This is a genomic window from Cyclobacterium sp. SOCE241 (assembly GCF_056867545.1).
Map to the genome: position 1 here is coordinate 811,040 of NZ_CP149779.1, position 24,033 is coordinate 835,072.

The following is a 24,033-nucleotide window of genomic DNA, read 5'->3' on the forward strand; positions in this document are numbered from 1 at the left end:
TTATCCTCCAGATTCGGCCATGTTGTTGGTCTCTTCTGGAATCAAAAAGTCAACTTCCCCGTGTTGAATGATAGGGTTGTACCAATCAGCAACATAGATTGCGCCATCAGGTCCCATTAGGATGTCAACAGGTCTGAAGCCAATATGATCTGTCCATAATAAATCATCAGCCTGCTTAGAAACAAAGCCACTACCTTGTTCTTCCAAAACAAAACGATTCACGCGGTTGGCCCTAAAATCATTGGTAATAAGGCTTCCTGCCCAATCTTCCGGCATATGTGCGCCTGAAACAATATCCAAACCACTGTGCTTTGGTTGACCAGGATTCAAACCGCTTAAAATTCGTTCAGCACCAGGGGCAGTTACAAATGTAGCGCCAGGAAAGGCGTAATTAATCCCTTCTCTTCCAGCACCATCTGTCAAAAAACTTTTGCCCCATTTGTCAAATTGTAGGCCCCATGGGTTAATCAATCCTTTGGCATATACTTCTAATTTTTTGGTTTTTGTATTGTATTGCCAAACACCACCACCTTCAAGTCTGCGGATGCCCCAAGGAGTCTCTACATGGCTGTAGATATAAATGGACTGATTAAAATACATCAAACCATCAGGTCCCCAACGAAAAGTGTGGATGAGGTGGTGGGTATCACCGGTTCCAAAGCCGGATAGTATTTTGGTCCTCTCATCTGCTTTGCCGTCTCCATCTGTATCTTTTAAGTGTAGGATTTCTGTTGAATTGGCCACATAGACACCTCCATCACCAGGCAAGAGGCCGGTGGGAGTGAAGAGACCTTCGGCAAAAACAGTGGATTTATCTGCTATTCCATCTCTATCGGTGTCTTCGATTACCAATATTTTATCATTGGCCGTCTCACCGGGTCTAAGGTGAGGGTAAATGGTACTGCTTACTACCCATAATCTACCTTGGGCATCCCAGTTCATTTGAATGGGCTTGACCACCATAGGGTCGCTGGCAAATAAATTGACTTCAAAGCCATCTGCTACCTGAAACCTGTCCATTTGAACCTGAGGGTCCGTAGATGGGATATCCCGAAGAGCATTTTGGGCATTGGCAATGGTACCATTGACACTCAGTACAATCAAAAATGAAGCTATTCCTACTAATAATCTTGATATATGGGAAGCTTTATTAGCCACACTTATCAAAAAATTTGTAAATATTTTTAATTCCAATAACATGGTATTTAAGGATTTCTTGGTAAAATGATTCAATCGATTAAAATCCGACATTTAAGGCAGTTTTTCTAGTTGGTAATGAAGGGCTTTGAGCTTTTTGGTTTGATTGATCTGATCATCCAACCAAAGGATCAATGCATCCAAAGCTTCCAATCCTTCCTTATGCCTTCCTTGCTCATAAGACCGGAAGCCTAGAATATAGGTTCTATTTTGCGGACGGTATTGCTGGAAATAGATTTTATCCTTTTCTCTTATCAATTCTAGCAAATGTTTGGATTGTTCTAGGCTTGGGCCTTGTTCCAAGATAATTCCTTCTTCCCATTGCTTCCTGCTTCCAATGGCCGAAAGTTTTCCATCCACAGACAAGGAGTAATTCCCTTTTTTTAAGCCATTCACCTTAATGGTTTCATTGCCTGGATTAGGATTAGAAACTAGATTTTGTATGCTATTAAAGGATATATTTCTGGCTTTATCTGCAATGGAAATGTTCTGTACCGGTACATTGCTTTCAACGCTAGCGGTAGAGGCATCAATTTCAATTGAAGGTTTTTCCCTATTCAGCCCCAGTTGATTCATAACCGTTTCGGCAAGCTGAGCATAACCTTTTTCATTTAGATGAATCCCATTGTTTTCATAAAGTTCAGCACTAGTAGCTGTATTAAAGGCATCAAAAACATCTAAAAAGTTATTTTTCGCTTCAGGGCAATTTCTTTAATTGCCTGGTTATAGCTGCGATATTCATTGTTTTTTAATTGCAATAAATTCTCCGTTCCGGCTGAAATCTGTGGAATGGTAGATAGCAAAATTGCTTTTGCACCTATGGCCTCAACGCTATCGAGCAATTGATTCATACCATTTTTGAAAAGGTCCAAGCCTTCAGCTCCTTGCTGGGCTTCCACATTCCCATAACCTATGATAAGCCAATCGGGCTCAGCCGCTTTTATTTGAGAAATAAGTAAGTCATAAGGGCCGGGGGGATTGGTGTAGTAGCTTCTTGCATCACCAAATACAGTATCTCCTGACCAGCCTATGTTCCTGAAGGTAAGGTGCTTTTCAGGCCAGTAATTGGTAAGTCTATATTCAAGGAATCCGAATTGTTGTTCATTTTCAATCAATGCATTGCCCAAGAGCACAAGCCTGTCCCCGTTTTCAGGGGCAAATTTTTGTTGAGAATATGCTGTGGAAGTGAATAAAATTAATTGAAATAATAGGATGTAAATTCTTTTCATGGGAATGTTTAGGTACCTGATATTTATTGTTAATATAACCTTTAAATATAAAAAGTAACGAAGAATATCAGGTACAATATTTTTTTAATTTTATTATTGGAAATTTTGATTGACCACTGGTTCTTCCTATAACTTTGAAACCGATTTTTTTTTAGAATCAAGGGTTTAGAAGCATAAATTCAATATTTTAAATAGTAAAAAAAACCTTGTAAATTAATTTTGTAATTATATTTTTATTAAATTAGTTTAAAGTTAACGGTATTCTTATGCTATTTAGATATTTTCAATTGTCGGTTTTGCTATCCATTGGTTTGGTTTCTTGTAACAGTACAGAGAATCGAAGCAAAGCCCTTAAAGAAATGGAATTTGTAAAGGTGGATTCCTTGGTTTTTGACGAATTGCAAATATTAAATGTGCTGGACTATCACAGGGAGCAGGATGTTTACTTAATGGTTACCAAAGGTGTTGAGGGCAGGTATTTTATCATAAACAGCCAAGGGGAAGTACTTGCTGAAGAACTTTTAAGTGAAGGCCCCAATGCATTTGGGATGGTTTTGCATCGGGCCGGCTTTGTGGGGGATGAAATAATGTTTGTGAGTGATCAGGAAATCTTTGTATATGATTTAGATTTACAGCAACTCAGGAAATTCCCTTCGAGCAACATACCATGGTAAGGATGATTCATACTCCATTGGATAATTTTCACCAATTTAGTATAAACAATGTTGCCTATGGTATTGCCAATTTGAGTGATCGAAGATTGGATAAATTTCCCATGAATTATTTTGATACGTTAAACTATTTTCATTTAGTAAATCCAAAGGATGGGACTGTAATAAAAGGTGGGAAAATAGATGAAAGCAGTATTTTTAAACAGAATTATTTTTATCCTGGTAAGCACAAGCCTATTTATTTTTCAGATTTGAATTCCAAAGTAATGTCATTAATCTTACCGGCAGATTCTATTTTATTTCAATATGATCAAAACCTGAACTTGGTCAATAAAATCAAACTGGAACGAGAGGAACCTGATCAACTTGCCAAGGTTCCCATGGAAATGGCCGATCGAAATGAATTTGGCGCGATCGGCCTTGATTTTGCCCTAGGAGGTGGTTTTACGCATATTGTTGGACAAGGAGATGCATTTATTGTTGAATATAAAGCAGGATTAGCTCCTGAAGACAATATTGAAACTGACGATTACAAAGAAAGAATGGCTCTAATGGAAACTAGAAAAATCTATTATTACCCCATAGAAGATGGCATTCTAATTGGCCTCCCTGTCCTCTGGGATAAGCCGGGAAACCTCAAACTGGGCTCAGGAAAAAATCGTTATTTACATTATGCTGATCAGGCTGACATTCATGAAGAAGAAAAAGAATACCAATGTTATTATATTTATGAGTTAAGGCCTGTTGAAGAGGAGGATTGATTTGGTGATGGGGGGATCAGTGATGTAGTGATGGGGTGATCTGTGATGGGGTGATCTGTGATGTTGTGATTTGGTGCTGTTGTGATCTGGTGATGGGTTGAGTTAGTGATATTGTAGAAGGTGGATAGACTTTGGAATCGTGGTATATTGATAGCCAAATGCTTAAGCTTTCCAAAGAAAATGATATTCCTTTCTTGATTTTAGAGCCATGGTTTCATTTTCTGCAACAATGCTGACAAATTTTAGTACCAATTAAAACCTTGTTTTTGGTGGAAGGAGACTTTAATTATATGTTCCCTCATAATAAAAAAGGCTGAATGTGTGGTGTAACTATAGTCAAGGAAGTCAGGTGTTGGTATGCACTGATAGACACATACTGCTTCCGGCGGTATTGTCGACTATTTCTGCAACAATGCTGACAAAATCATTACGTATTATTTCTACCAAAAACGTACATTAAGTTACTAAACCTCCCCAAACCCCTAGGGGTGACATTTTTGTAGCCAAGGGTGACAACCCTTGGATAATGCATGAGGAGTCCATCTGATTTTGGCGGTATTGTTGCTGTTTTTTTGCAACAATGCTGACAAAATCATTACGTCACTCTAATTTATATGGTATGGGTACAATCAAGATAAGGAATTAGGAAATCCATTTGCCTTCTACAGGCTGATTTATAAAAATCATACATATATTTGTAGGTGCATGTCGCTACGACTTGCCTTGATTCATACAAATTCTTTTAATAAATGAGTGCATCCCTAAGTGCCCGACCGGCCAGTTTTTCACGCGTTACCATCACTGAACTTATGATACCCTCTTATGCCAACTTTGGAGGAAAAATTCATGGAGGCATTTTACTTTCTATGATGGATAAGGTGGCCTATACTGCTGCCACCAAACATAGCGGCGCTTATTGTGTCACGGTTTCAGTGGATACCGTCGATTTTCTACAGCCAGTAGAAGTAGGTGAGCTGGTTTCTTTGAAAGCCTCAGTAAATCACGTAGGCAATAGTTCTATGATTATTGGGATAAAGGTGATTTCTGAAAATGTAAAAACAGGGGTAGTAAAACATACCAATACCTGTTACTTTACCATGGTGGCCAAAGGAGAGGACGACAAGCCCACACCTGTACCACCATTATTATTGGAAACTCGTACCGATGTCAGGCGATTTGTAGAAGCTATAAAAAGGAAAAAGTACAAAAGTGAATACGGAGCAATTCTTAAAGAATTAAAACGAACTTGGGATCAGGAAGCTATCTCCACAATGCTACAGGGTCAGCGCTGTGAAGTTTCATTGGATATTAAATAATCCTAATCCTCTTTTTCGAAAAGAAGAAAATGTTGGATGTTTAAAAATTGCCCATTGGTAGTCAATTTAAACCCATTGGCTTCCAATTCTTTCTTTACCTGCTCAACGGTCATTTTATGCAATGGCTTTATGGCTACTTTTGGATCCTCCCCACGGTATTCAATAAGCAATAACTTACCCGTTGGATTTAAGGATTTCTTGATGTTTAAAAGCATCTCTTTGGGAAAAGCCAACTCATGGTAAACATCCACCATTATTACTAAATCCAGTGTGTTTTCAGGTAGGTTTGGACTTTTCTCTGTTCCCAAAACGGGGATTACATTGTCTACTTTTTGTTTTTCCGCTTTATTTTTGATGTAGTTAAGTGCCTCTTTTTGAATGTCTACAGCATATACCTTACCTTTTGGTACCTTATCAGCAATACGAAAAGTATAAAAGCCTGAGCCGGCCCCCACATCTGCTACTTTACTGTTCTCATTAATAGGTAGCTTAGAAATGGTCAGCTTAGTGTTTTCTTCTTCCTCACGGCTGTCTCTTTCCAGCCAAGCTACCCCATGAAAACCCATTACATGAGCAATTTCCCTTCCTCTATATATTTTACCAATTCCATCTCTCGATGGCTCTTTGTGGGAATAGTCATTTTCAGTTTGTGCAGTTACTTCTCCGAATAGGCAAAGGGAGAAAAAGGACAAAACAATTAGTAGGTATCTCATGCTTTTAACAAGGCTATTGATGATTGTTTGTTTAATTTAGCCATAAATACGCGAAAGCCACCCAGAAATTTGGCAAAAATTAACCTAGTAGTCATGATTCCAAAGGAGAAAGAAAATATAGAAAGAGCAAATGGGGGAGCAAAAACTGTAAAGGCATATATTGAAAAAGGGGTAAAAGAAGGTTTTGAGAGGAGATTTGATGAAGTAAAATTGTGGTATGCAATGAAGCGTAAAGTGGGAGAATTTTAAACAAGGTGGATGTAAGACGTAAAAGCTCTTTTGGATGTTATTTATTGTTAAATTTTTGCATAATTACCTCTGTTAAAGGAGTTTTATAGAAGGGTATCCAAACTTAATGTTTAATTTAACGTTTGATAAAGTTAAAATAGCATCTATCAATTATAGCCATGAATAAAATTGTACTCATTTTAGGATTAGTTTTTTCTTCATCATTTGCATTTGGTCAGGCATTGATTATACCACGTTCAATTCCAAATAAACTGGATATACCTAATAATCTGCCCAATAACACCATTGACTTTGAGTCATCACTTGGCCATATAGTTTCACCACTTGAATCAAATATTAGTGAAGAAAATGGTAAAACCTTAGTGGAAGAATCAAATATGGTCATTATAGACTTATCAAAAAATTTCTCCTCCAATATGCAAGTGAAAGAATTCTCTAATGATTTTCACTCAAACATGCCTATAGTAGGAGAGGAGCCTAAGGAAGATGCAATTACTTTGGATGGTTCAAAGAAATAGGTTCCCCAAAAATTAACTAGCTACCGTTTAATATTTAAAATTCAACCAGTGATTTGGTTTGTTCTCCTTTATCCAATTATGTATTTTATTTTTATATATAGTTGATTGATTCATGCCTATCGGCCCGTTAATTTGGATGCATTGGATAAGAGAGTAGCAAACAATGGGGCAAAAAAGTAGGGAAATTTTACAAAAATTCTTACTTTTATTACAAACCCAAATTCATATGTATCTTTCTAAAGTTTTTATTATTGCTGTATTGCTTTTTCCAGGTGTTGCTACCCATGTGCATGGGCAAGACATGGAAGATGGTAAAGCCATATTAGGCTTAGTAGCCAGTTACGCCAAAGCAAGGGAAAGTATAGATACTGTTATGCTTAGGTATATAGTTACGGAAGACATAGATCAATTGGTTTCAAATGGGGAATGGAGACATGGAGTGGAAGCTGCTGTCAAAGGAATGGCAGAAAGCTCTCGAAGTAATCCGGGTGATAGGGTTTTGAAGGTAGAAAGGGTACGTTATGTCAAAGAGGATGTGGCCATAGCTGATGCCCGCTATACGATCAAAAATGATGATGGAACAGAAAGGAAAATGTGGAGTTCCTTTATAACGGTGAAAAAGGGGAAACAATGGAAAATAGCAGCCATTAGAAATATGAAACCTGCTGAATAAGCATTAAAAAGTATTGTGTTTCTGTTAATTGAATAAAGCTTAAAAAAGAAAAGCGACCAAAATTTGGTCGCTTTTCTTTTTTCAATGGGTAAGGTTACCCTTTTACTTCGTTCACCAATGCGATGGCTTTCTTAGCCAATTCGTGAATTTCAGTGTAATTTTTGTCTTGCAATAACTGTTTGCTGACCAATTTACTGCCCATTCCAACTGCACTTACGCCTGCTGTAAACCAAGCCTGTACATTGTCTTTGTCTAGAGACACACCACCGGTAGGCATGAAAATTAAATTTGGGAATAATGATTTGATTCCAGCCATAAATTTAGGCCCTAATATATCACCGGGGAACAATTTAATCATTTTAGCTCCAAGATTTTCGGCTCTGATAATCTCAGAAGGAGTCATGCATCCTGGGATCCAAATCATCCCATGCTTATCCGCTACTTCTACAACTTCTTCAACCAATCCAGGGCAAATGATAAAGTCAGCTCCTGCTTCCACATACGTTTCAGCCATCTGAGCATTTTTGATAGTACCAATTCCCAACAGTAGATCCTCCATTTCGCTATCCCTCAAAGCAACCATTTTCTTAAAGTTGTTCAAAGCAGCTTCTCCTCTATTGGTGTATTCTACCACTCTAATTCCTGCAGTGTAGAGGGCTTTCAAAACTTCAATACTTACGGTTTCATCTGCATTGAAATAAAGAGGAAGGATAGCCTGATCCGTTATTTTTTTAATATGGTTTCGTTTTTACTCATCGTGATTAAATTTAAAGTAAATTACCTCGGGAAAATCCCGAGGTAATCATTGTTAAGGTGTTGATTTGTAATGGTATATGTATGATTGTCAGATTTTAACTTTAACAACCATTTTCTTGATACTCCCTTCTCCAATCATAGGTGAATGCACATCTTCAGGGTATAGAATTGCAAATTGGCCAGGCTCCATTCCAAAATACATTTCCGGAGAATCCACATAAAAAGACACATCCTTTTCAGGATTGTAATCGCCTTTTATTTCGGTGCATTTTTCTCTGGGTTTCCAACCTATGCTTTCTTTACCCTTAATACACACTTGAATGTCAATGTGCTTGTCATGGCATTCAAATTTCTGATTGGATTCAGCTTGAGTTTTTGCTTCTTTTTCAAATACAGCAGCAATCAAACCATCCCCATCAATTTCATATTTACCATCTTCCATATCATCCAAATTATTGGATAGAATAAAAGCAAAGGCTTTTTCAAACGATGGGTGCAGGCTGTAGTACCTGCTTGCATTGGATAAGGTATCAAGTATCATGAATTTTGCTTTAGCTATTACTATCGTTGAACCCTACCACTGGCATCACCACCCATTAAAACTTTTACCTCTGCAAGGGTTGCATGGTTCATGTCTCCAGGGAAAGTGTGCTTCAAGGCAGAAGCAGCAACAGCAAATTCAGTTGCGTCTTTCAGACCCATTTCTTGGATCAAGCCGTAGATTAATCCACTGGCAAAAGAATCTCCACCACCTACACGGTCAACGATTCTTACATCATATTTTTTTTAGTGGTAGAATTCGTTTCCATCATATACCAAAGCACTCCAACCATTGTCAGATGCACTGTAGCTTTCTCTTAAAGTAGAAGCGATGTATTTGAATCCAAATTTTTCTTTCATTTGTTTGAAGACATCTTTATAGCCTTCAAGGTTTAATTCACCTTTAGTAACATCAGTTTCTTTGCTATGAAAACCTAAAGTTGTTTCAGCATCTTCTTCGTTTCCAATACATACATCCACATATTGGCAAAGTCTGGTCATTACTTCTTTTGCTTTTTCCTTGCTCCATAATTTCTTACGGTAGTTCAAGTCAATGCTGGTAGTAACACCTTTTGCTTTAGCAGCTTTAAGCGCAGCCTCTGTCAAAGCAGCAGCTTTGTCACTTAGAGCAGGTGTGATACCTGTGGTATGGAACCAAACAGCACCATCAAATATTTTATCAAAATCAAATTCTGAAATTTCAGCTTCTGAAATGGCTGCATCAGCTCTGTCATATACTACCTGAGAGGCTCTCATAGAGGCACCTGTTTCAAGGAAATAGATTCCTAATCGTTTCCCACCTTTGGCAATATATTGTGTGTCCACACCATACCTGCGTAAATGATTGATGGCTGATTGGCCAATTGGATTGTCAGGCACCTTAGTCACGAAAGTTCCTTCCAGCCCATAATTGCAAAGGGCTCCAGCTACATTAGCTTCACCACCACCATAGGTTATGTCAAATGTATCAGTTTGTACAAAACGCTTAAAATCTGGGGTAGAAAGGCGAAGCATTACCTCACCAAGAGTAACTACTTTTTGGACATGATTGTTGTATAAATTTTATGATTAAATGAAATTCTTGTAATTCAAAGCTACAAAGAAAAATTTAAAGGGCAATTTACATAAAAACCCTTTTCAAGACAAGACTACTGCTTTATTTTGTAAAAACCAAATCTTTTACTTTCACAGCAAAGCATCTAATTAGCTATCAATCACATATATTTAGGGATATTTTTGACTATCAAAGTAGGGGAATGTTTGCAGGTATTGGGCCTGTTTACAAGGGTTGAATTCATTTTGGATTCATGTGCAATAAAAATCTTTGATTTTGACCTTTCCCTATAGATAGCCTAGTTTTTCAACCCTTTATTTAGGTCCGCTTTGAATTGATTTCGTGCTTCTTTGAAATCAATATACGCTGTTAATTGCTCCAACGAGATCACATTATATTTGTGTTGCTTTAAAAATTCCAAATACCTTTTGAACATTTTAGGAGGGGTATTGACCCAAGGATGTTCCAGATCCGGTACACCGTGAATGGTAAGGACCACAATATTTCCATTCTTTGCCTGCTTTAAGGCTTCCAATATTTCCTTTTCATTTTTTGTCAGTAGCCCAACTTGGGATTAAATAAGGATGATCTTCTAAAGGATTGTATGCTCTACTTCCTCCGGCTCTCGCAAATAAGTAATTTTTCTTGGCCAATACCTCGAGTACTGTTTCACTCATCGAATATCCCGGATAGGCAAATCCTAGGGGAGCTTTAATACCCAAAGTTTCGCATTTCTCCTCGATGTAGGTGATTTCTTTCAATATTTCTTCTTCAGTTAAATTCCCTACGGCTGCATGGTGGTGGGTATGATTGGCCACATCAAAACCCATCCTATCTAACTGTTGAATTTGTCGCCAATTCATATAAAGTGTACTGTCGTAAAAATTAGGAGGAAATTCACAAACGAAGAAAGTGCCACCAAAACCGTACTCTAACAATAGTGGTGCTACGGTGGAATAATGGCTGGCAACTCCATCATCAAAAGTCAAGACTACAGTTTTTTCCGGAATAGGTTTTTTCAAAATCTGTCCCATACCGGGCAAACTAGCCAAAAGTAGAACTGTGGACAAGAAAATCTTTAACATACCATTCTTAAATTAAGATTACTTTGGAGGAATTTGTAGAGGAGATTAAGAAGCCCTAAATTTCTTTTGTAAGCCTTGTAAAAAATTTCTTAAAACTTGATCTCTGCAAAGGCGGTATTGGTGTTGGTCCGGTTTTCTAAAAAATGCGCTTATTTCATGCTTACTCATGTCCCTGCCTGCCAAAGCCAAAATTTCAATAATGTCTTCAGTTTGGAGCTGAAGTGCGATTTTTATTTTTCTAATGATTTGGTTGTTGGTAAGTCTGCTTTCAGGAACAGGCTGAGAACCTTCTTTTTTACCCCTTTTGTAATTAATCAGGCCATTTAAAAAGACGGCCAACTTGAAATCACTAATAGGCTTGGCTTCCGGGTCGTCGTCTCTTTTTAACCAATCGCTTACTTCGGCTCTTGTCACTTCAAGTTCAGCAAGGCTAAAAATTTTAATCATCTGGTCATCTCCGAAATCGAAGGTGTACCTTAAACTTCTTATCACATCATTGTTCTGCATAGGGCATAAAGATAAACAATGGGGATGAAAAGGTTAAAATTTTCACTATGAAAAGATTTTTTATTTCAAAGAGGCTGAATAGCGGTGTTTATGACCTAGATTTTTTATCTTAAGCCTATGAAAACGGAAAGTTTTACTTTGATTACCGGAGCAAGTATGGGGATTGGTAGGGCCTTTGCAATGGCTTGTGCAAGCAAAGGCATGAACCTCATTTTGGTTGCCTTACCAGATAAGCTTTTGGAAGAGGTGAAAAATGACATTTTAGCCCTATATAACGTTAAAGTACACCTTTTTCCGATAGACCTTACAAAGGATGATGCCATTCCCAAATTGTTTTCTTTTTGTAAGGAAAGTAAATTTGCTATTCAGATGTTGATCAATAATGCCGGAATTGGTACCGGGGGTAGTTTGAAAATATTGACTTGGAAAAACAGCTTCAAATTATAGATCTGAATAATAAAGTATTGGTACGGATGTGCCATTATTTCCTGCCATTGCTACATAAGCAAACCTTTGCTTATATCTTAAATATGAGTAGCATGGAAGCCAATCTTCCTTTACCTTATAAAGCAGTGTATACAGGTAGCAAAAACTTTGTGTATGCCTTTTCTCTTGCACTGAGAGAGGAATTGAAAAGTGGGCCGGTAAAGGTTTCTGTGGTTTGCCCCGGACCGGTAGTAACCAACCTTGAAGGTTTACGCCGCATGGAAGCCCACGGTAGTAGGGCTAAATTGGTAGTATTGATGCCTGATGAAGTGGCCAAAATTGCTTTAGAAGGTTTAATAAGTGGAAAAACCATAATTGTTCCAGGTAAAGTCAATTGGTTATTGGTGAAAATATCACGGATTTTCCCAACATCCCTAAAAATGCGATTGCTTGAGCGTCTTTTTAGAGTATACAGTACTCATTGAACAATATTTCCAAAATAATCAGCAATTCCACATTGCTCACAACTTAAGGCCCAAAGCTGGTCAGCATCAGGACTGGAGTTGGCTTTCTTGGAACAGGGCTTTGGTTTGCATTTGTCCCAGTACTTGCCTGAAATACCTTTTACACTTTTATCTAAAGCCAAAAACACGGAGGTTGCTGCACCCTTGGCAGGTGTCTTTCCGGTAAGTCTTCTTAGTTTCCACATTAAACCATGAAAAGAAAAGGTGTGTTTTAAGCCTATATCAGTTTTTACCAAACCTGGCTGAACTGCATAAATGGATAATTTTTTATTTGGTTTAAGCTTTTCAAAAGCCTTAGTGAAAAGTATGTTGGCCAATTTAGACTGTGCATAAGCGCGCAAGCCATGGTAATTGTTTGTTAAATTTACATCCTCAAAATGAATTTTCCCATGAAAATGAGAGTCGGAACTCACTGTGATAATTCGGGGATCTTTGGCTTTTAACAGGGAGGGTAGTAGTAAATGGGATAAAAGAAAGGGGGCAAGGTGATTGATAGCCCATTGTCTTTCAATTCCATCAGCTGTTAATTGCATATCAGAATACCAAATACCGGCATTGTTGATCAGCACATCTAATACCGGATATTTGGTAATTATATTTTTAGACAGATTCCTAATTTCTGCTTGAGAACTTAAGTCGGCAATGGCATAATCTAGCTCAGCTTCAGCATGCCCTATTAGAATTTTTTCCATTGCCATTTTCGCTTTTTCTTCGGTTCTACAAACTAGAATCACTTTAAATCCTTTTGAAGAAAGGGCTTTGGCCGTTTCAAATCCTATGCCTGCATTGGCACCTGTGATTAAGCAAATTTTATTTTTCATCTAAATTTTATTAAACAGGTGATTTTCGTATTCCTATAACCAAGCATTAAGATAAGGCGATTCTAACCGTTGATAGCCAGTATTTTATACCTATTTGAATTAAGTTTAAATTCACTGACCTTTATTTAGATTTTCTTTTGCTTCCTTAATTACTGGATAAAGATCGTATGTCGGGTAAAACTCTGTTGAGAAGGCACCCCACACACTTTGTTCTACAGCTATATTGAGATTTTGTAGTTCACTGGCAGGAATTTTCAGGGTGACCACTTGTCCGATTCCCATCATAACATACCAATTGATAACTCTTGCTGAAGCTGGAGGAAATTTTTCCAAAAATCCATTTTTGTTTCTGATCTTTCTTAGCTCTTCAATGTTTTTATCTTGGTGGTGCTTCATCATGATCGTAATCATAATGCTATCTGATGGGGTAGGAAGGGTATCGGTTTGTCCCTGACTAAAACCCGGCATCAACAGCAAGAGCAAACCAAGAAAAATGACCCATTTGAATTTTGTATTAAAGATCTCCATTTTTTGGTGTGATAGAAATTTGTTCATATAGGCCAATTTAGTTAAATACCATGGGAATACGAATTAAATAAATATGGAAATTGGTGCAAAATATTCCCTAAAAAGGCCATCAGGATGGTAACATCTGTTCCGGTATGACCTAATTATAGTAAACCAACTAAAATTGAATGGTTAATAGCTAATCCTATATCAGTAGTAATGGCAATACTTATAATCATTAGCATTTTTTAAAAGTTCTTTTGGGATAATTCATATTTTAAAAATATCCCATCATACTTGATTGTTCCATAGTTCGATGATTCATAAATGGTATCTACATTAAATGCATCCTCAATATGAAAAGTAATTTTATCGCAAACAAAAGATCCTGCATCGGTAATGACCGTCACATTTTTATCAATGACTTCATACTTCCCAACCTCATTGTTGTTATTACCTTCCCAAGTGGCTCCTATGGCAGGGTCATTTTTCCTGAAAATATTATTTAAAGGGTCATCTGTAGCTGTATTCATTTGGGAGATATTTTCTCCACAGGAAAACCATATATTTTCTATTGGTTCATCAATTAGATCTGAATCAATCAATACCTTGAACTTCCCCGGTTCCAATGTTTCTGCTATCGTTACGGTCATCTCGGCATCGGCCATGAAAAATGATTCAAGTTGGTAAGTCCATTGATTTCCTTCTTCCATATAAGGGAAATTTTCATTTCCGCCACAAGCTCCTTCTTCAGGCTCATTATCATCTGAAATACAAGATAGGTTAAGGCTTGAAGTTAAAATAATTGCCAAAAATGGCATTCCAATAATGCTACTTTTAAAACGCATAATTAAAAGTTTTAAGTTAAAAATAGTCTAATAAAACTCAATATTAAAGATTTAATTTTCAATATTTATCGCCGGTTATAAAAAACAATGAAATAAGTTTTAAAACTATAGTCCATAGCCGTTAAGGTTTTGACCAAATGCGATTAGGTCTAAGTTTCAGTATGACGTTTTCTTTAATTTAAAATACTCTGCGTAAATTATTAAAAAGCATTTTTCTGACCTGTAGTTAGATTACTTGAAAGAGGGTCATTGTCTTATCTTTTGTTATTTTCCAAAAGATAAATAGGTAAGATTATTGAATCTTTCCATTTATTTTGGAAGGGTTAGTTATTATTAAGGTGAAATTGTTCAAGAGCATTTATTACAAACGCCTTGATAAACCATACTAACACTTAATGCATTAAAACCGGCAGGAATACTGGCCGCAGGGATTTTGGATTGTGTGAGGCAATAAGTCTCGTTGCATTTGATGCAATGGAAATGGGTATGTTGATCTTTTGGCTCGCATGCGCAACCTTCTTCACATAGGGCGTATTTTACTGCTCCTGTTCCATCTTCTATGCTGTGAATTAGTTTTTTCTTTTCAAAAGTCTTTAGGGTTCGGTATAAGGTGGCTTTGTCTGCCCGATCAAATTTGCTTTCAAGATCATTTAGACTTATTGCTACATTGGAATCCACCAATTTTTTTAATACCAATAACCTCATGGTAGTTGGTTTGATGCTTTTTTCTTCAAGTTTTACTTCCAATTCAGGTCCCATAAGTATTTTAGCTTTTGGTGGCCACCGATCTGGCAATACCCAATTTATTAAAGTTGATCTCTTAAAAAATAGTTCCCTTTAGTAACCCTGTATTTTACCCGTTTTTATTAGAATGGATTATTCATTTAAATTATAAAATTCCTTTATAACCTATCCTCCTTAAATTAGACAATTAATAAGGATTTATTCTTAAATTCAATTTTTAATTCCTAAGGAACCAATTCATTGGAAACCTTACCTAAGGCAACCGCTCCTTGGCAGTTAAGTAAATCAAAATTCTATGAAAGTTACATTTAAAAATCAAATAGAAACCCTAGAAGAATTAAGAGGTGTGATGGGGTTTCCAAGGGAATTGGTGCAAAAAAATCCATCAATTTTATTGATGAACATTGCAAAAGCTTTATTGCCAAATCGCCCATGTTATTTATTAGTACAGCCAATAAGGAAGGCAGTTGTGATGTTTCTCCCAGAGGGGATCCTGCCGGTTTTGTTGATGTATTGGATGAGCAATACCTAGTTATTCCTGAAAGGCCCGGCAACAAGCGTTGTGATTCTTTGGTAAATATTCTTTCCAATCCCCAAGTTGGCTTGATATTTATCATTCCCGGTTTAAAAGAAACATTGCGGATCAATGGCAAAGCCATCCTAATCCGTGACAAAGACCTATTGCAAAAGTATCAAGTAAATGGCAAAAACCCGGAAATTGGAATTATTGTAGAAGTCGAAGAATGTTTCATTCACTGTGCCAAAGCATTTTTACGTTCAAAATTGTGGGAACCTGAGGCTTGGCCGGATAAAGAGCAACTTCCATTGGTGGCGAAGGTTTTGGCTGACCATATCAATAGCTCCAATTTTTCTAAAGAGGAAATTCAAAATGTGTTGGAAGAAAGCTACAAAAAAAGATTGTATTAATTAAAAGCCTGCTATTTACAATAAGTCGATGCTAGGGTGTAATTGATATTATTAATAAGATTGTTATAATTCATGAAAAGAAGGAAATTTTTAAATAAGATCGGTACAAGCACATTACTAGCCGGTCTTCCATTTACCTCACTGTCTTTTAAAGCATATGCCACGAATGAGGCAGAAAATCAAAAATTGCGATTTGGTTTGGTGGCAGATGTTCACAAAGATTTAATTCCTGATGCGAACCAGCGCTTAGAAAAATTTATAGATAAATCTATAAACAGTGACCTTGATATGGTTATTCAGTTGGGAGACTTTTGCATGGCTGATCATAAAAACAAGGATTTTATGAACATATGGGAAACCTTTAAAGGTCCCAAATATCATGTTTTAGGGAATCATGACATGGATCGAAATTCGAAAGAAGAAATGTTGGATTTCTGGGGTATGCCTAAGACCTATTATTCTTATGATGTAAAAGGAATTCACTTTATAGTTTTAGACGCCAATTTCTTATTCCAAGATGGGAAATTCATCGATTACAAAAATGCCAATTTTTATGTTGACAGTTCTATGCGAACATTCATTGATAATGAACAGATTGAATGGTTTGAAGCCGAGCTAAAAGCCACAAAACTGCCAACCATTGTACTCTCTCATCAAAGTCTGTGGCACCATCAATGGGGCATAAACAACCGTTTGCGTCTACAGGAAATTATGGAAGCTCAAGCTGACAAGATCATCTGTTGTTTCAATGGGCATAACCATATTGATTTTCATCGTCATCTCAATGGCATAGATTATATTGAAATTAACAGTATGTCTTATCAGTGGATAGGAGAAAAATACACCAGTTTGGAGAGGTTTCCCAAGGAGCAGTACAAAAAATATCCCAATCTCCCTCATATTGCGGCCTATGAGCAACCGCTGTATGCCTTGGTGACAGTAGATCTTTCTGGAAAATTAGTTGTGGAAGGGGTAAGAAGTACTTGGATGAAACCTTCACCCTATGATTTAGGAATGCCAGAAGACCTGTATGGAAGTAAGGCCACACCAGAAATCTCAAATTATAAAATCAAATTCTAAGGCTCTAGGGAAGAGAATCATTTTTTTGGAGGTTAGAATGGGATTTCAGCGCGAAAAAGGTTTGCTATCGCCTTTTTCATATTTTGGTGTTAAGCATTAAAAAATGATCAATGTTAGATAATAAATAAAAAGCTGACAAATCAAGACCCAAGGTCCTGATTTGTCAGCTTTTTATTACCTGGCGAATAAACTTAATTTTCGCATGCTCCAAGGTTTGTCAGCATCCTCTAAATTTTCTATTTTCAAGAATTTGACCTTCATATTGGTTGCCCAAGAAGTGGTTAAGGAGCCATTTTCACCGGTTCGCTCTGCTACTTCCGTCCATTGCCGGCCATCTTTAGAAATGGATACCTTGTATTTTCTAGGGTATTGATCATTTCCTGTTTCAAAGAATATTTCTGTCAGTGTGGCGGGCTGAGGTAGTTCTACCTGAAACCAACTGCCATTTTTTGGTTACCATCCGTTTTCCATCCTTTAAAACCAAAAACATACGAAGGGTCTCGGGTGGAACCTACACCTTGTAATGAAGTACTGCTGGCACTTACTTTCCAATTGTCCTGAGGGGCTAGTACTTTAGGTATTTCAGCTATCAAGGCATCATATTGGTAGTTATCCTCTTTTTGGGAAGTATTTGCTCTAATTTGAGCCACATAATCCGGGTTAACAAAACTACCTGAATTACCAAAATCATTCCTTATATAGGAGGCAACTGCCGCAATGTATTGATCATCATTTGAACTCATGTCAATCATCACTCCCTCATATTCCTTACCTTCAATGGCACCGGTTAATCCATGAAGAAGTGTTTTTACTATGTATTCAGGGTGGCCTTGGACACGTGGTGAACCGGAGAAGGCCGGTGCAATCAATTGCCCTCCGGCTGCTCCTGTAGGTGTTCCTAAGCCTTTGACTCCATGACAAGTGGCACAGTAACTATCAAATATTGTTTTACCTTGATTAAACAATACAAGTTCCTCAGGTGAGTATTGAGTTTCCGCCATTTTTTTGGTTTCGGCTATTTTTTCTAGTAGTTGTTTAGTTACCAATTGTACACCCTTGGCAGGGTTTGTTGCCTCTAGTTTTTTTAACAAGTCTTCATGGTCTGTGATTTTCAAAATAAAGGCACTTTGAAGGGCCTGAATGACTACAGATGGATCAGTATCTTTTGTCAATTCTATATAAGATTTTTCGAGGCTTTTGTTTCCATATTTGTATAAGGTTTCTCCTGCTCTCAAGCCTTGGATTCGGATATTTGAACTTTTATCTGCGAGGAAACCCAAAACCAAATCTTTTTTCAGAAGGCCTAAACCTTCCAAAGTCCACAGCGCATGAATTCTAGCCAGTTCATTGTCTGAATTTTGAGCCATTTTCGCCAAGTCTGACTCGACTGACTGATCTTGCCTGAGGATAAGGAGTTGTTGGGCTTTGTCTCTCCACCATCCATTGGGATGTTCCAAGTGCTTGACAAGGGCTGCTGCACTTTCCTCAAACATCCTTGGTTGGGTTTTGTCTCTTTCCATTCCCTCATAGGATACCCTCCAGATTCTACCATTTTCAATTACATCATCCATTTGGTATTGAAGAATCTTTGTCCGTAGGTAACTCCCTTCCTGAGTCCAGTTTCCTTCCTGAATAATGCCACGGTACATATCTACAATATACATGGTGCCATCAGGGGCAGTAGCCATATCTGTAGGTCTAAAATAAGGGTCAGTAGATTGTATAAACTCAGACTTTATGTCTAAGTACTGGTTTTGAATAGAAGTAATCCCTTCTTTTTTGTCGGAATACACCTGTCGCACAATCCTTCCCACAGGTTCTCCATAAAAATACTGGTTTACCAATTCTTTAGGCAACCTGTCACCTCTAAAGACATCATTTCCGGCAGCACCGGTAACATTATTTAATGAGCCATCCGGTTTTGTTTCTCTCATTCCCGGCTCAAAATCAGCTAATCTGACCAAGCTAAATGGTACCCTAAAATCTTTTTGGAATTGTTCTTCAACTGAATAATTCCCATAGACGATCGGAAAATTGAAATTTCTAGGAACCCCACCGGCACCATCCTGAAACCAAACTTGTCCATAGTTATCTTGGGTCACACCCCATTGGCCATAAGGATTTCCTGTGGGTTCTTGAATGATACCATCAGGTGTCCAACGGATTCTCTTAGAATTATAAGTACTGTACATCCAATTGTCCATGGCCCAAGTAAGGAAACTGGTTTGGTGTTCCACATTTCCTGACCTACCTAGGCCGGTGGCAAAGAGTTCCTTTTTGTCTGCCTTGCCATCATTGTCTGTATCTGTGTATTTGTATACGTTGTCTTCGTTTGACTCCATGGATAATATAGTGCCCGGCCCAAAGGGGACAACAAACCTTGGAAAAACCAAGCTGTCTAAAAAGACAACGCCATCTTCATAAACGCCATCATTGTCTTTGTCTTCCCATCTTGAAATTCGACTGGTTGGTAACAATTCACCCACCGCATCGATGTCCTGCATATAACTTCTTAATTCAAGTACATACATTCTTCCATTGCCATCAAACTGAATGGCTGCAGGTTCTTTGATCAGGGGTTCTGTAAGGATTGGTGTCATCGAATAACCCGGCTGTAAAACAAAAGTCTTCTGTTCATCAGCCGCAGAAAGAGGATTCAATGGAGCAATAGGACTTAGATCAATACCATTCCATCTTGGAGAAGTGAGGTCCGCAGATTCTGGTATAGCCACCTCGGGAAAAGGGGCTTCCATCCGTTTAGGATCCATTCTTTCTAAGGGTGAGATTTCGGTATAAGGTCTTTCTTGTTTGCAACTGGTTAGAAGTACCGCAGCAACCAATAGGTATTGGAATGATTTTCCGGAAAAGTGCATTCAATTTAATTTTGCTACACTTAATTAAAAGTGTAAAGGTTTTGATGATAAGCTCATTTAATCAAAGTACCAATGGTTCAGATTAAAATTTAGAGGGACAAAGTATACTATTTTTTTAAATTTATAGATGATTAGAAAATAATTTTTCTTGGTTTTTTTCTTACTGGTAATTTTTTCCTTTAAATTATGCCAAATTAAGTGGATTAGAACAGTTTAAAAGCGTCATTGAAGGCTTCAGTATTCACCCTTGCAATCTATCGATTTACTTTAGAGCGTCCTGCATTCAACTTACTTAAATTAAAAAATGAACATTCTTATTAATTAGAAATGAAAAAACTCTTACCTATTGTTATTGCATTGGCATGTATGGTCTCGTGTGGCGAGAAGAACACCTTTTATTCAATGGAGGATTATCATTCGGTCAATAAGACGGACATACATATCCATATCACTGCAGACCGGGCTACCTTTGTGGAAAAAGCCAAAGCCGATAACTTTCACTTGGTAAATGTAGCCCTTGAGATAAATAAAGGCTGGGGTGATGTTTACTTTAAGTACAAGCATGGCAAGAACCAGCAAGAACTAAATCCGGAAACAGTTGATTTGGTTACGGCTTTTGCGGTCTCAGATTGGGATGACCCTGCTTGGGAAAACAGAGTGATTTCATGGCTTGACAGTTGTTTTAACGAAGGAGCAGTCGGAGTGAAAGTCTGGAAAAACATAGGCATGGTATCAAGGGATTCAGCAGGGAATCTAATAACCATCGATAATGAGAAATTTGATCCTATCATAGAACACATACAGCAAAGTGGAAAGACATTGTTGGGGCATTTGGGTGAACCAAAAAATTGCTGGCTACCATTGGAGGAAATGACTACCAATAATGACAGAAGTTATTTTAAGGAACACCCGGAATACCATATGTACAAACAACCTGAAATGCCCACCCATGAGGAAATTATTGCCAGTAGGGATAGGATGCTCGAAAAACACCCTAACCTTAAGTTTGTTGGGGCTCATATGGGAAGTCTGGAGTACAGCGTTGATTCTTTGGCAACAAGGTTTGAAAAATTTCCCAACATGGCCATAGGCCTTGCGGCTAGAATGGGTCAGGTTTTTTATCAAACTGTAGAAAATAGAGATAAAGTCAGGGATTTCTTTATCAAATATCAGGACAGAATTATGTACGGAACAGACTTAGCAGACAATGGATCAATGACCAAAGAAGAGCTGGTCAACCGAATGGAAAATACTTGGAAAAGAGACTGGGAATACTTTGTCACTGACAATCATATGGAAAGCGACTTAATTAATTCGTCTTTTCAAGGAATTCAATTGCCCAAAGAAGTTGTAGATAAGATTTACTATAAAAACGCCAATAAATGGTTTGCTTTGAAACCTTAATTATTAATGACCCAATTCTGCTGGTGTAGAACTTGATTAGTGAGAATTTTTGTTCATTAACCACCCATTAACCTAGATTACTTTATTATTTAAATGGAATTATTATACAATTTACTCAGTGAAATAACAGGATTTTTAGGAATTGACCGATTGTTGGAAATATTAAGTTCCGGTGATTATGCAGCTTTTAAAACCTATGATGGAATTACTTCTTTGATCTTCCCAATTATTCCATTATTGGTTTTGTTGGAATTGGCTTTAAGTTTAATTTATAAAAAACCTCAAACAAAGGTATATAAAGTCAACTTTTTAATTTATGTTTTTAATCGGGTTGTCGGAAGATTTATCGCCATTACCATGGTGGTTTTGCTTATAGGCTTGTTAGAACCCTACGCGCTTTTCCATGCGGAACTTACTTGGTATTGGTTTATCTATGGGTACATTGTATGGGAATTTGCGCATTATCTTTATCATTATTGGGGACACAAAGTCCGTTTATTTTGGTGCCTACATTCTACCCACCACGCACCGGAAAATATGAACCTATCTGTAACTTATGCACATTTTTTCTTGGAAGCTCCTTATGCCGATACCATACGTACTTCGGTTTGCATCTTACTTGGAGTACCGCCTGAAATGTTGTTTGTAATAATGTTTGTTGATGGAACCTATGGAGCCTTTATACATGTGGGGGAAAACTTAATGAAGGATGGAAGAATGGGATTTCTCAACAAGTTTATCCTTACACCTTCCCACCACAGGGTGCATCACGCCAAAAACCCACTGTACATGGATACAAATTTTTGTAATTTGTTACTAATCTGGGACAAAGTATTTGGTACTTTACAGAACGAGGATGAAAATGTCAAGATAGAATATGGAATCACTAGAAAAATGGATTCCGGTAACTTTATGGACGTTTATTTTGGAGAATTTGTGGTCCTATACAAGGATGTAATTAACGCTCCCGGATGGAAGAACAAATTGTTGTACATGTTCAAACCCCTGGATGGCACCATTCAGGCAATTACCAATTGGCTACTAAGTTGAGAGCTGATTATTTGCAATCTCAGGTGGCTGAAAAAAATGACAATCAGTGCCCCGAAACTTAAAGGCAAGCATACTGCCTGAATAGTTATTCCAATTGCAGTCTTGGTTTAATAATCTTTTTTGATCGGATTTTATCAAATAAAACCCAAGATGGAATGGAACGTAGTACTTTTAAGGACTAATTTGATCATTAATGAAAACTGATTTTAAAACATTCTGAATACGAATGTTTTAATAATGATTTACAAAGAAATTTAAATTTAACCTATATTATTTTGAAAGCAACAGTATATAAAGGGAATGGTACTTTTTCTGTAATCGATAAAATTAGAAGCCCCCAAATCGGACGAAGTCCGTATTAAGGTGGCTTATACAGGAGTTTGTGGCACAGACGTCCACATTTACCATGGCATGATGGATAAGCGGGTAGCTATACCTCAAACCATCGGGCACGAAATGTCAGGAACCATAGATGCCATTGGCGAAAATGTCAGCGAATACTCAATTGGTGAAAAAGTAGTAGTCAGACCTTTGGATGATCGCTTGGTCAAAGCTTCAGACAAAGGATACAACCATATATGTGCGGACCTTAAATTTATTGGTATTGATAGTCCGGGATCCATGCAGCAATATTGGAATGTTCCGGCTTTTGTTTTGCATAAATTAAAGCCTGAAACAGACTTGAAATTGGCGGCGCTAATAGAGCCATTGTCAGTAGCCGTGCATGATGTAAAATTAAGTGGTTTGGTTTCCGGAGAAACAGCAGTTGTGCTAGGTGGCGGACCAATAGGCTTATTGGTGGCTTTGGTCGCAAAGCATGCCGGCGCCAATGTGATCATCTCTGAGGTGAATGAGACTAGAATAAAAAAAGCAGCTGAATTTGGCCTGCAGGCGGTTAATCCTACAAAAACGGATATTGTTGAATTGGTGCGAGAGCAAACAGAAGGTCGCCTAGCCGATGTTGTTTTTGAAGTAGCAGGAGTGCAACCTGCCTTGGACATAATGACGGAGCTTGCAGGTATTCGAGGGAGAATAGTCATGGTTGCCATCCATGGGGAAAAGAAACCGGTAGATCTGTTCAAATTCTTTTGGAAGGAATTGAAACTTATAGGGGCAAGGGTATATGAAAAGGAGGATTATGAAAAAGCCATTGCACTGATCACAGCTGATGAGCTACCTTTTGAAAAAATGATCACCGATGTACAGCCTTTGAGCAATATTCAGCAGGTTTTTGAGTCCATAGATAAAAATCCTTCTGGCTTAAAAGTATTAATGGATTGCCAGCTATAAAAGGACATAAAAACCCATCGCATTGTTCCATCTAACTTGCTCAAGAAAAAGCATATAATTGGTAGCCATGCGTTATATCTAATGGACAAGGGAAATAGATTGGACGAGATTTTAGGGCGGTATTTGCTATTTTATGCAATGATATGGGTTTTAACCTAATAGACAGAAGTATAAAATTAGAACCTGATTTTGGCGGTATTGTTGCTTTTTTCTGCAACAATACTGACAAAATCATTACGAAATTACCTGTATTGAGGTAATAAAAATTTT

The 24,033-nt window shown here is 37.6% G+C and carries 27 protein-coding genes and 2 pseudogenes; 12 read left to right on the top strand and 17 right to left on the bottom strand.

Going from position 1 to position 24,033, the window contains the following annotated elements; all coding sequences use genetic code 11:
* From WG932_RS03850 to WG932_RS03860, 3 genes are all read right to left on the bottom strand, one after another.
* Entirely contained in the window at nucleotides 1-1,251 is a 1,251-nt protein-coding gene (locus WG932_RS03850; protein WP_483087025.1) for a PVC-type heme-binding CxxCH protein, read from the bottom strand.
* The gene (locus WG932_RS03855) at nucleotides 1,252-1,773 is read right to left on the bottom strand and encodes a hypothetical protein (RefSeq protein WP_483087026.1); all 522 of its coding nucleotides are present in this window, start codon (nucleotides 1,771-1,773) and stop codon (nucleotides 1,252-1,254) included.
* A gap of 101 nt (nucleotides 1,774-1,874) precedes the next feature.
* Nucleotides 1,875-2,426 (bottom strand): SGNH/GDSL hydrolase family protein, encoded by a 552-nt coding sequence (locus tag WG932_RS03860; protein ID WP_483087027.1) that lies wholly within the window; start codon nucleotides 2,424-2,426, stop codon nucleotides 1,875-1,877.
* Between the two features lie 266 nt (nucleotides 2,427-2,692).
* Between WG932_RS03860 and WG932_RS03865 the strand changes: the two genes are divergently transcribed.
* The 3 genes from WG932_RS03865 to WG932_RS03875 all read left to right on the top strand — a co-directional run bounded on the left by WG932_RS03865 (nucleotide 2,693) and on the right by WG932_RS03875 (nucleotide 5,174).
* Complete coding sequence (locus WG932_RS03865) at nucleotides 2,693-3,100, top strand: hypothetical protein (RefSeq protein ID WP_483087028.1); 408 nt, start codon at nucleotides 2,693-2,695, stop codon at nucleotides 3,098-3,100.
* On the top strand, nucleotides 3,094-3,858 hold the full coding sequence (locus tag WG932_RS03870) for a hypothetical protein (protein WP_483087029.1): 765 nt from the start codon (nucleotides 3,094-3,096) through the stop codon (nucleotides 3,856-3,858). Before WG932_RS03865 ends, WG932_RS03870 begins: the two co-directional genes overlap by 7 nt.
* A 749-nt stretch (nucleotides 3,859-4,607) precedes the next feature.
* Nucleotides 4,608-5,174 carry an acyl-CoA thioesterase gene (locus WG932_RS03875; protein ID WP_149393151.1) on the top strand — a complete coding sequence of 189 codons (567 nt, stop codon included), beginning with the start codon at nucleotides 4,608-4,610 and terminating at the stop codon, nucleotides 5,172-5,174.
* 2 nt (nucleotides 5,175-5,176) lie between these two features.
* On the opposite strand, the gene WG932_RS03880 is transcribed toward WG932_RS03875, so the two are convergent.
* Nucleotides 5,177-5,887: a class I SAM-dependent methyltransferase gene (locus tag WG932_RS03880; protein WP_014022073.1), complete on the bottom strand. Its 711-nt coding sequence runs from the start codon at nucleotides 5,885-5,887 to the stop codon at nucleotides 5,177-5,179.
* Between the two features lie 69 nt (nucleotides 5,888-5,956).
* Here WG932_RS03880 and WG932_RS03885 point away from each other — a divergent pair, with 69 nt between their 5' ends.
* From WG932_RS03885 to WG932_RS03895, 3 genes are all read left to right on the top strand, one after another.
* Nucleotides 5,957-6,136 carry a hypothetical protein gene (locus WG932_RS03885; protein WP_483087030.1) on the top strand — a complete coding sequence of 60 codons (180 nt, stop codon included), beginning with the start codon at nucleotides 5,957-5,959 and terminating at the stop codon, nucleotides 6,134-6,136.
* Between the two features lie 158 nt (nucleotides 6,137-6,294).
* Nucleotides 6,295-6,654, top strand: a complete 360-nt coding sequence (locus tag WG932_RS03890; protein WP_483087031.1) for a hypothetical protein — start codon at nucleotides 6,295-6,297, stop codon at nucleotides 6,652-6,654.
* Nucleotides 6,655-6,880: 226 nt separating this feature from the next.
* Nucleotides 6,881-7,327 carry a DUF4440 domain-containing protein gene (locus tag WG932_RS03895; protein ID WP_149393155.1) on the top strand — a complete coding sequence of 149 codons (447 nt, stop codon included), beginning with the start codon at nucleotides 6,881-6,883 and terminating at the stop codon, nucleotides 7,325-7,327.
* A gap of 94 nt (nucleotides 7,328-7,421) precedes the next feature.
* On the opposite strand, the gene WG932_RS03900 is transcribed toward WG932_RS03895, so the two are convergent.
* The 7 genes and pseudogenes from WG932_RS03900 to WG932_RS03930 form a co-directional block, all read right to left on the bottom strand.
* Nucleotides 7,422-8,063, bottom strand: a complete 642-nt coding sequence (locus tag WG932_RS03900; protein ID WP_483088570.1) for a bifunctional 4-hydroxy-2-oxoglutarate aldolase/2-dehydro-3-deoxy-phosphogluconate aldolase — start codon at nucleotides 8,061-8,063, stop codon at nucleotides 7,422-7,424.
* A gap of 108 nt (nucleotides 8,064-8,171) precedes the next feature.
* Nucleotides 8,172-8,624 (bottom strand): NanQ anomerase/TabA/YiaL family protein, encoded by a 453-nt coding sequence (locus WG932_RS03905; RefSeq protein ID WP_339680683.1) that lies wholly within the window; start codon nucleotides 8,622-8,624, stop codon nucleotides 8,172-8,174.
* Between the two features lie 20 nt (nucleotides 8,625-8,644).
* Nucleotides 8,645-8,851: a PfkB family carbohydrate kinase gene (locus WG932_RS03910; RefSeq protein ID WP_483088571.1), complete on the bottom strand. Its 207-nt coding sequence runs from the start codon at nucleotides 8,849-8,851 to the stop codon at nucleotides 8,645-8,647.
* A gap of 18 nt (nucleotides 8,852-8,869) precedes the next feature.
* Nucleotides 8,870-9,652 (bottom strand): annotated as a pseudogene (locus WG932_RS03915) (PfkB family carbohydrate kinase); the annotation flags it as partial.
* A 323-nt stretch (nucleotides 9,653-9,975) separates the two neighbouring features.
* On the bottom strand, nucleotides 9,976-10,212 hold the full coding sequence (locus WG932_RS03920) for a hypothetical protein (protein WP_483087032.1): 237 nt from the start codon (nucleotides 10,210-10,212) through the stop codon (nucleotides 9,976-9,978).
* A 10-nt stretch (nucleotides 10,213-10,222) separates the two neighbouring features.
* Nucleotides 10,223-10,762 carry a polysaccharide deacetylase family protein gene (locus tag WG932_RS03925; protein WP_483087033.1) on the bottom strand — a complete coding sequence of 180 codons (540 nt, stop codon included), beginning with the start codon at nucleotides 10,760-10,762 and terminating at the stop codon, nucleotides 10,223-10,225.
* 45 nt (nucleotides 10,763-10,807) lie between these two features.
* Nucleotides 10,808-11,269, bottom strand: a complete 462-nt coding sequence (locus WG932_RS03930; RefSeq protein WP_014022081.1) for a YehS family protein — start codon at nucleotides 11,267-11,269, stop codon at nucleotides 10,808-10,810.
* A gap of 117 nt (nucleotides 11,270-11,386) precedes the next feature.
* On the opposite strand from WG932_RS03930, the pseudogene WG932_RS03935 reads away from it, so the two are divergent.
* Nucleotides 11,387-12,180, top strand: a pseudogene (locus WG932_RS03935) (SDR family NAD(P)-dependent oxidoreductase).
* On the opposite strand, the gene WG932_RS03940 reads toward WG932_RS03935, so the two are convergent.
* From WG932_RS03940 to WG932_RS03955, 4 genes are all read right to left on the bottom strand, one after another.
* Nucleotides 12,174-13,040, bottom strand: a complete 867-nt coding sequence (locus WG932_RS03940) for an SDR family NAD(P)-dependent oxidoreductase (protein ID WP_483087034.1) — start codon at nucleotides 13,038-13,040, stop codon at nucleotides 12,174-12,176. The pseudogene WG932_RS03935 and the gene WG932_RS03940 sit on opposite strands and share 7 nt — an antisense overlap.
* A gap of 111 nt (nucleotides 13,041-13,151) precedes the next feature.
* Nucleotides 13,152-13,568 carry a hypothetical protein gene (locus WG932_RS03945; protein ID WP_483087035.1) on the bottom strand — a complete coding sequence of 139 codons (417 nt, stop codon included), beginning with the start codon at nucleotides 13,566-13,568 and terminating at the stop codon, nucleotides 13,152-13,154.
* A 227-nt stretch (nucleotides 13,569-13,795) separates the two neighbouring features.
* A complete protein-coding gene (locus WG932_RS03950) occupies nucleotides 13,796-14,395 on the bottom strand; it encodes a hypothetical protein (RefSeq protein ID WP_149393160.1) in 600 nt (199 codons plus the stop codon).
* A gap of 348 nt (nucleotides 14,396-14,743) precedes the next feature.
* Nucleotides 14,744-15,154: a Fur family transcriptional regulator gene (locus WG932_RS03955; RefSeq protein ID WP_014022085.1), complete on the bottom strand. Its 411-nt coding sequence runs from the start codon at nucleotides 15,152-15,154 to the stop codon at nucleotides 14,744-14,746.
* Nucleotides 15,155-15,571: 417 nt separating this feature from the next.
* Between WG932_RS03955 and WG932_RS03960 the strand changes: the two genes are divergently transcribed.
* Together WG932_RS03960 and WG932_RS03965 are read left to right on the top strand one after the other, a co-directional pair.
* The gene (locus WG932_RS03960; RefSeq protein ID WP_483087036.1) at nucleotides 15,572-16,066 is read left to right on the top strand and encodes an MSMEG_1061 family FMN-dependent PPOX-type flavoprotein; all 495 of its coding nucleotides are present in this window, start codon (nucleotides 15,572-15,574) and stop codon (nucleotides 16,064-16,066) included.
* Nucleotides 16,067-16,138: 72 nt separating this feature from the next.
* A complete protein-coding gene (locus WG932_RS03965) occupies nucleotides 16,139-17,146 on the top strand; it encodes a metallophosphoesterase family protein (protein ID WP_483087037.1) in 1,008 nt (335 codons plus the stop codon).
* 174 nt (nucleotides 17,147-17,320) lie between these two features.
* Here the strand turns inward: WG932_RS03965 and WG932_RS03970 are convergent, their stop codons facing one another.
* Together WG932_RS03970 and WG932_RS03975 are read right to left on the bottom strand one after the other, a co-directional pair.
* Nucleotides 17,321-17,551, bottom strand: a complete 231-nt coding sequence (locus WG932_RS03970) for a discoidin domain-containing protein (RefSeq protein WP_483088572.1) — start codon at nucleotides 17,549-17,551, stop codon at nucleotides 17,321-17,323.
* A gap of 20 nt (nucleotides 17,552-17,571) precedes the next feature.
* Nucleotides 17,572-20,019 carry a DUF7133 domain-containing protein gene (locus WG932_RS03975; protein ID WP_483087038.1) on the bottom strand — a complete coding sequence of 816 codons (2,448 nt, stop codon included), beginning with the start codon at nucleotides 20,017-20,019 and terminating at the stop codon, nucleotides 17,572-17,574.
* A gap of 327 nt (nucleotides 20,020-20,346) precedes the next feature.
* Between WG932_RS03975 and WG932_RS03980 the strand changes: the two genes are divergently transcribed.
* The 3 genes from WG932_RS03980 to WG932_RS03990 all read left to right on the top strand — a co-directional run bounded on the left by WG932_RS03980 (nucleotide 20,347) and on the right by WG932_RS03990 (nucleotide 23,763).
* On the top strand, nucleotides 20,347-21,423 hold the full coding sequence (locus WG932_RS03980; RefSeq protein WP_483087039.1) for an amidohydrolase family protein: 1,077 nt from the start codon (nucleotides 20,347-20,349) through the stop codon (nucleotides 21,421-21,423).
* A 93-nt stretch (nucleotides 21,424-21,516) separates the two neighbouring features.
* Nucleotides 21,517-22,473: a sterol desaturase family protein gene (locus WG932_RS03985; RefSeq protein ID WP_483087040.1), complete on the top strand. Its 957-nt coding sequence runs from the start codon at nucleotides 21,517-21,519 to the stop codon at nucleotides 22,471-22,473.
* Between the two features lie 363 nt (nucleotides 22,474-22,836).
* Nucleotides 22,837-23,763 (top strand): zinc-dependent alcohol dehydrogenase, encoded by a 927-nt coding sequence (locus WG932_RS03990; RefSeq protein WP_483087041.1) that lies wholly within the window; start codon nucleotides 22,837-22,839, stop codon nucleotides 23,761-23,763.
* The last annotated feature ends 270 nt before the right edge of the window (nucleotides 23,764-24,033 follow it).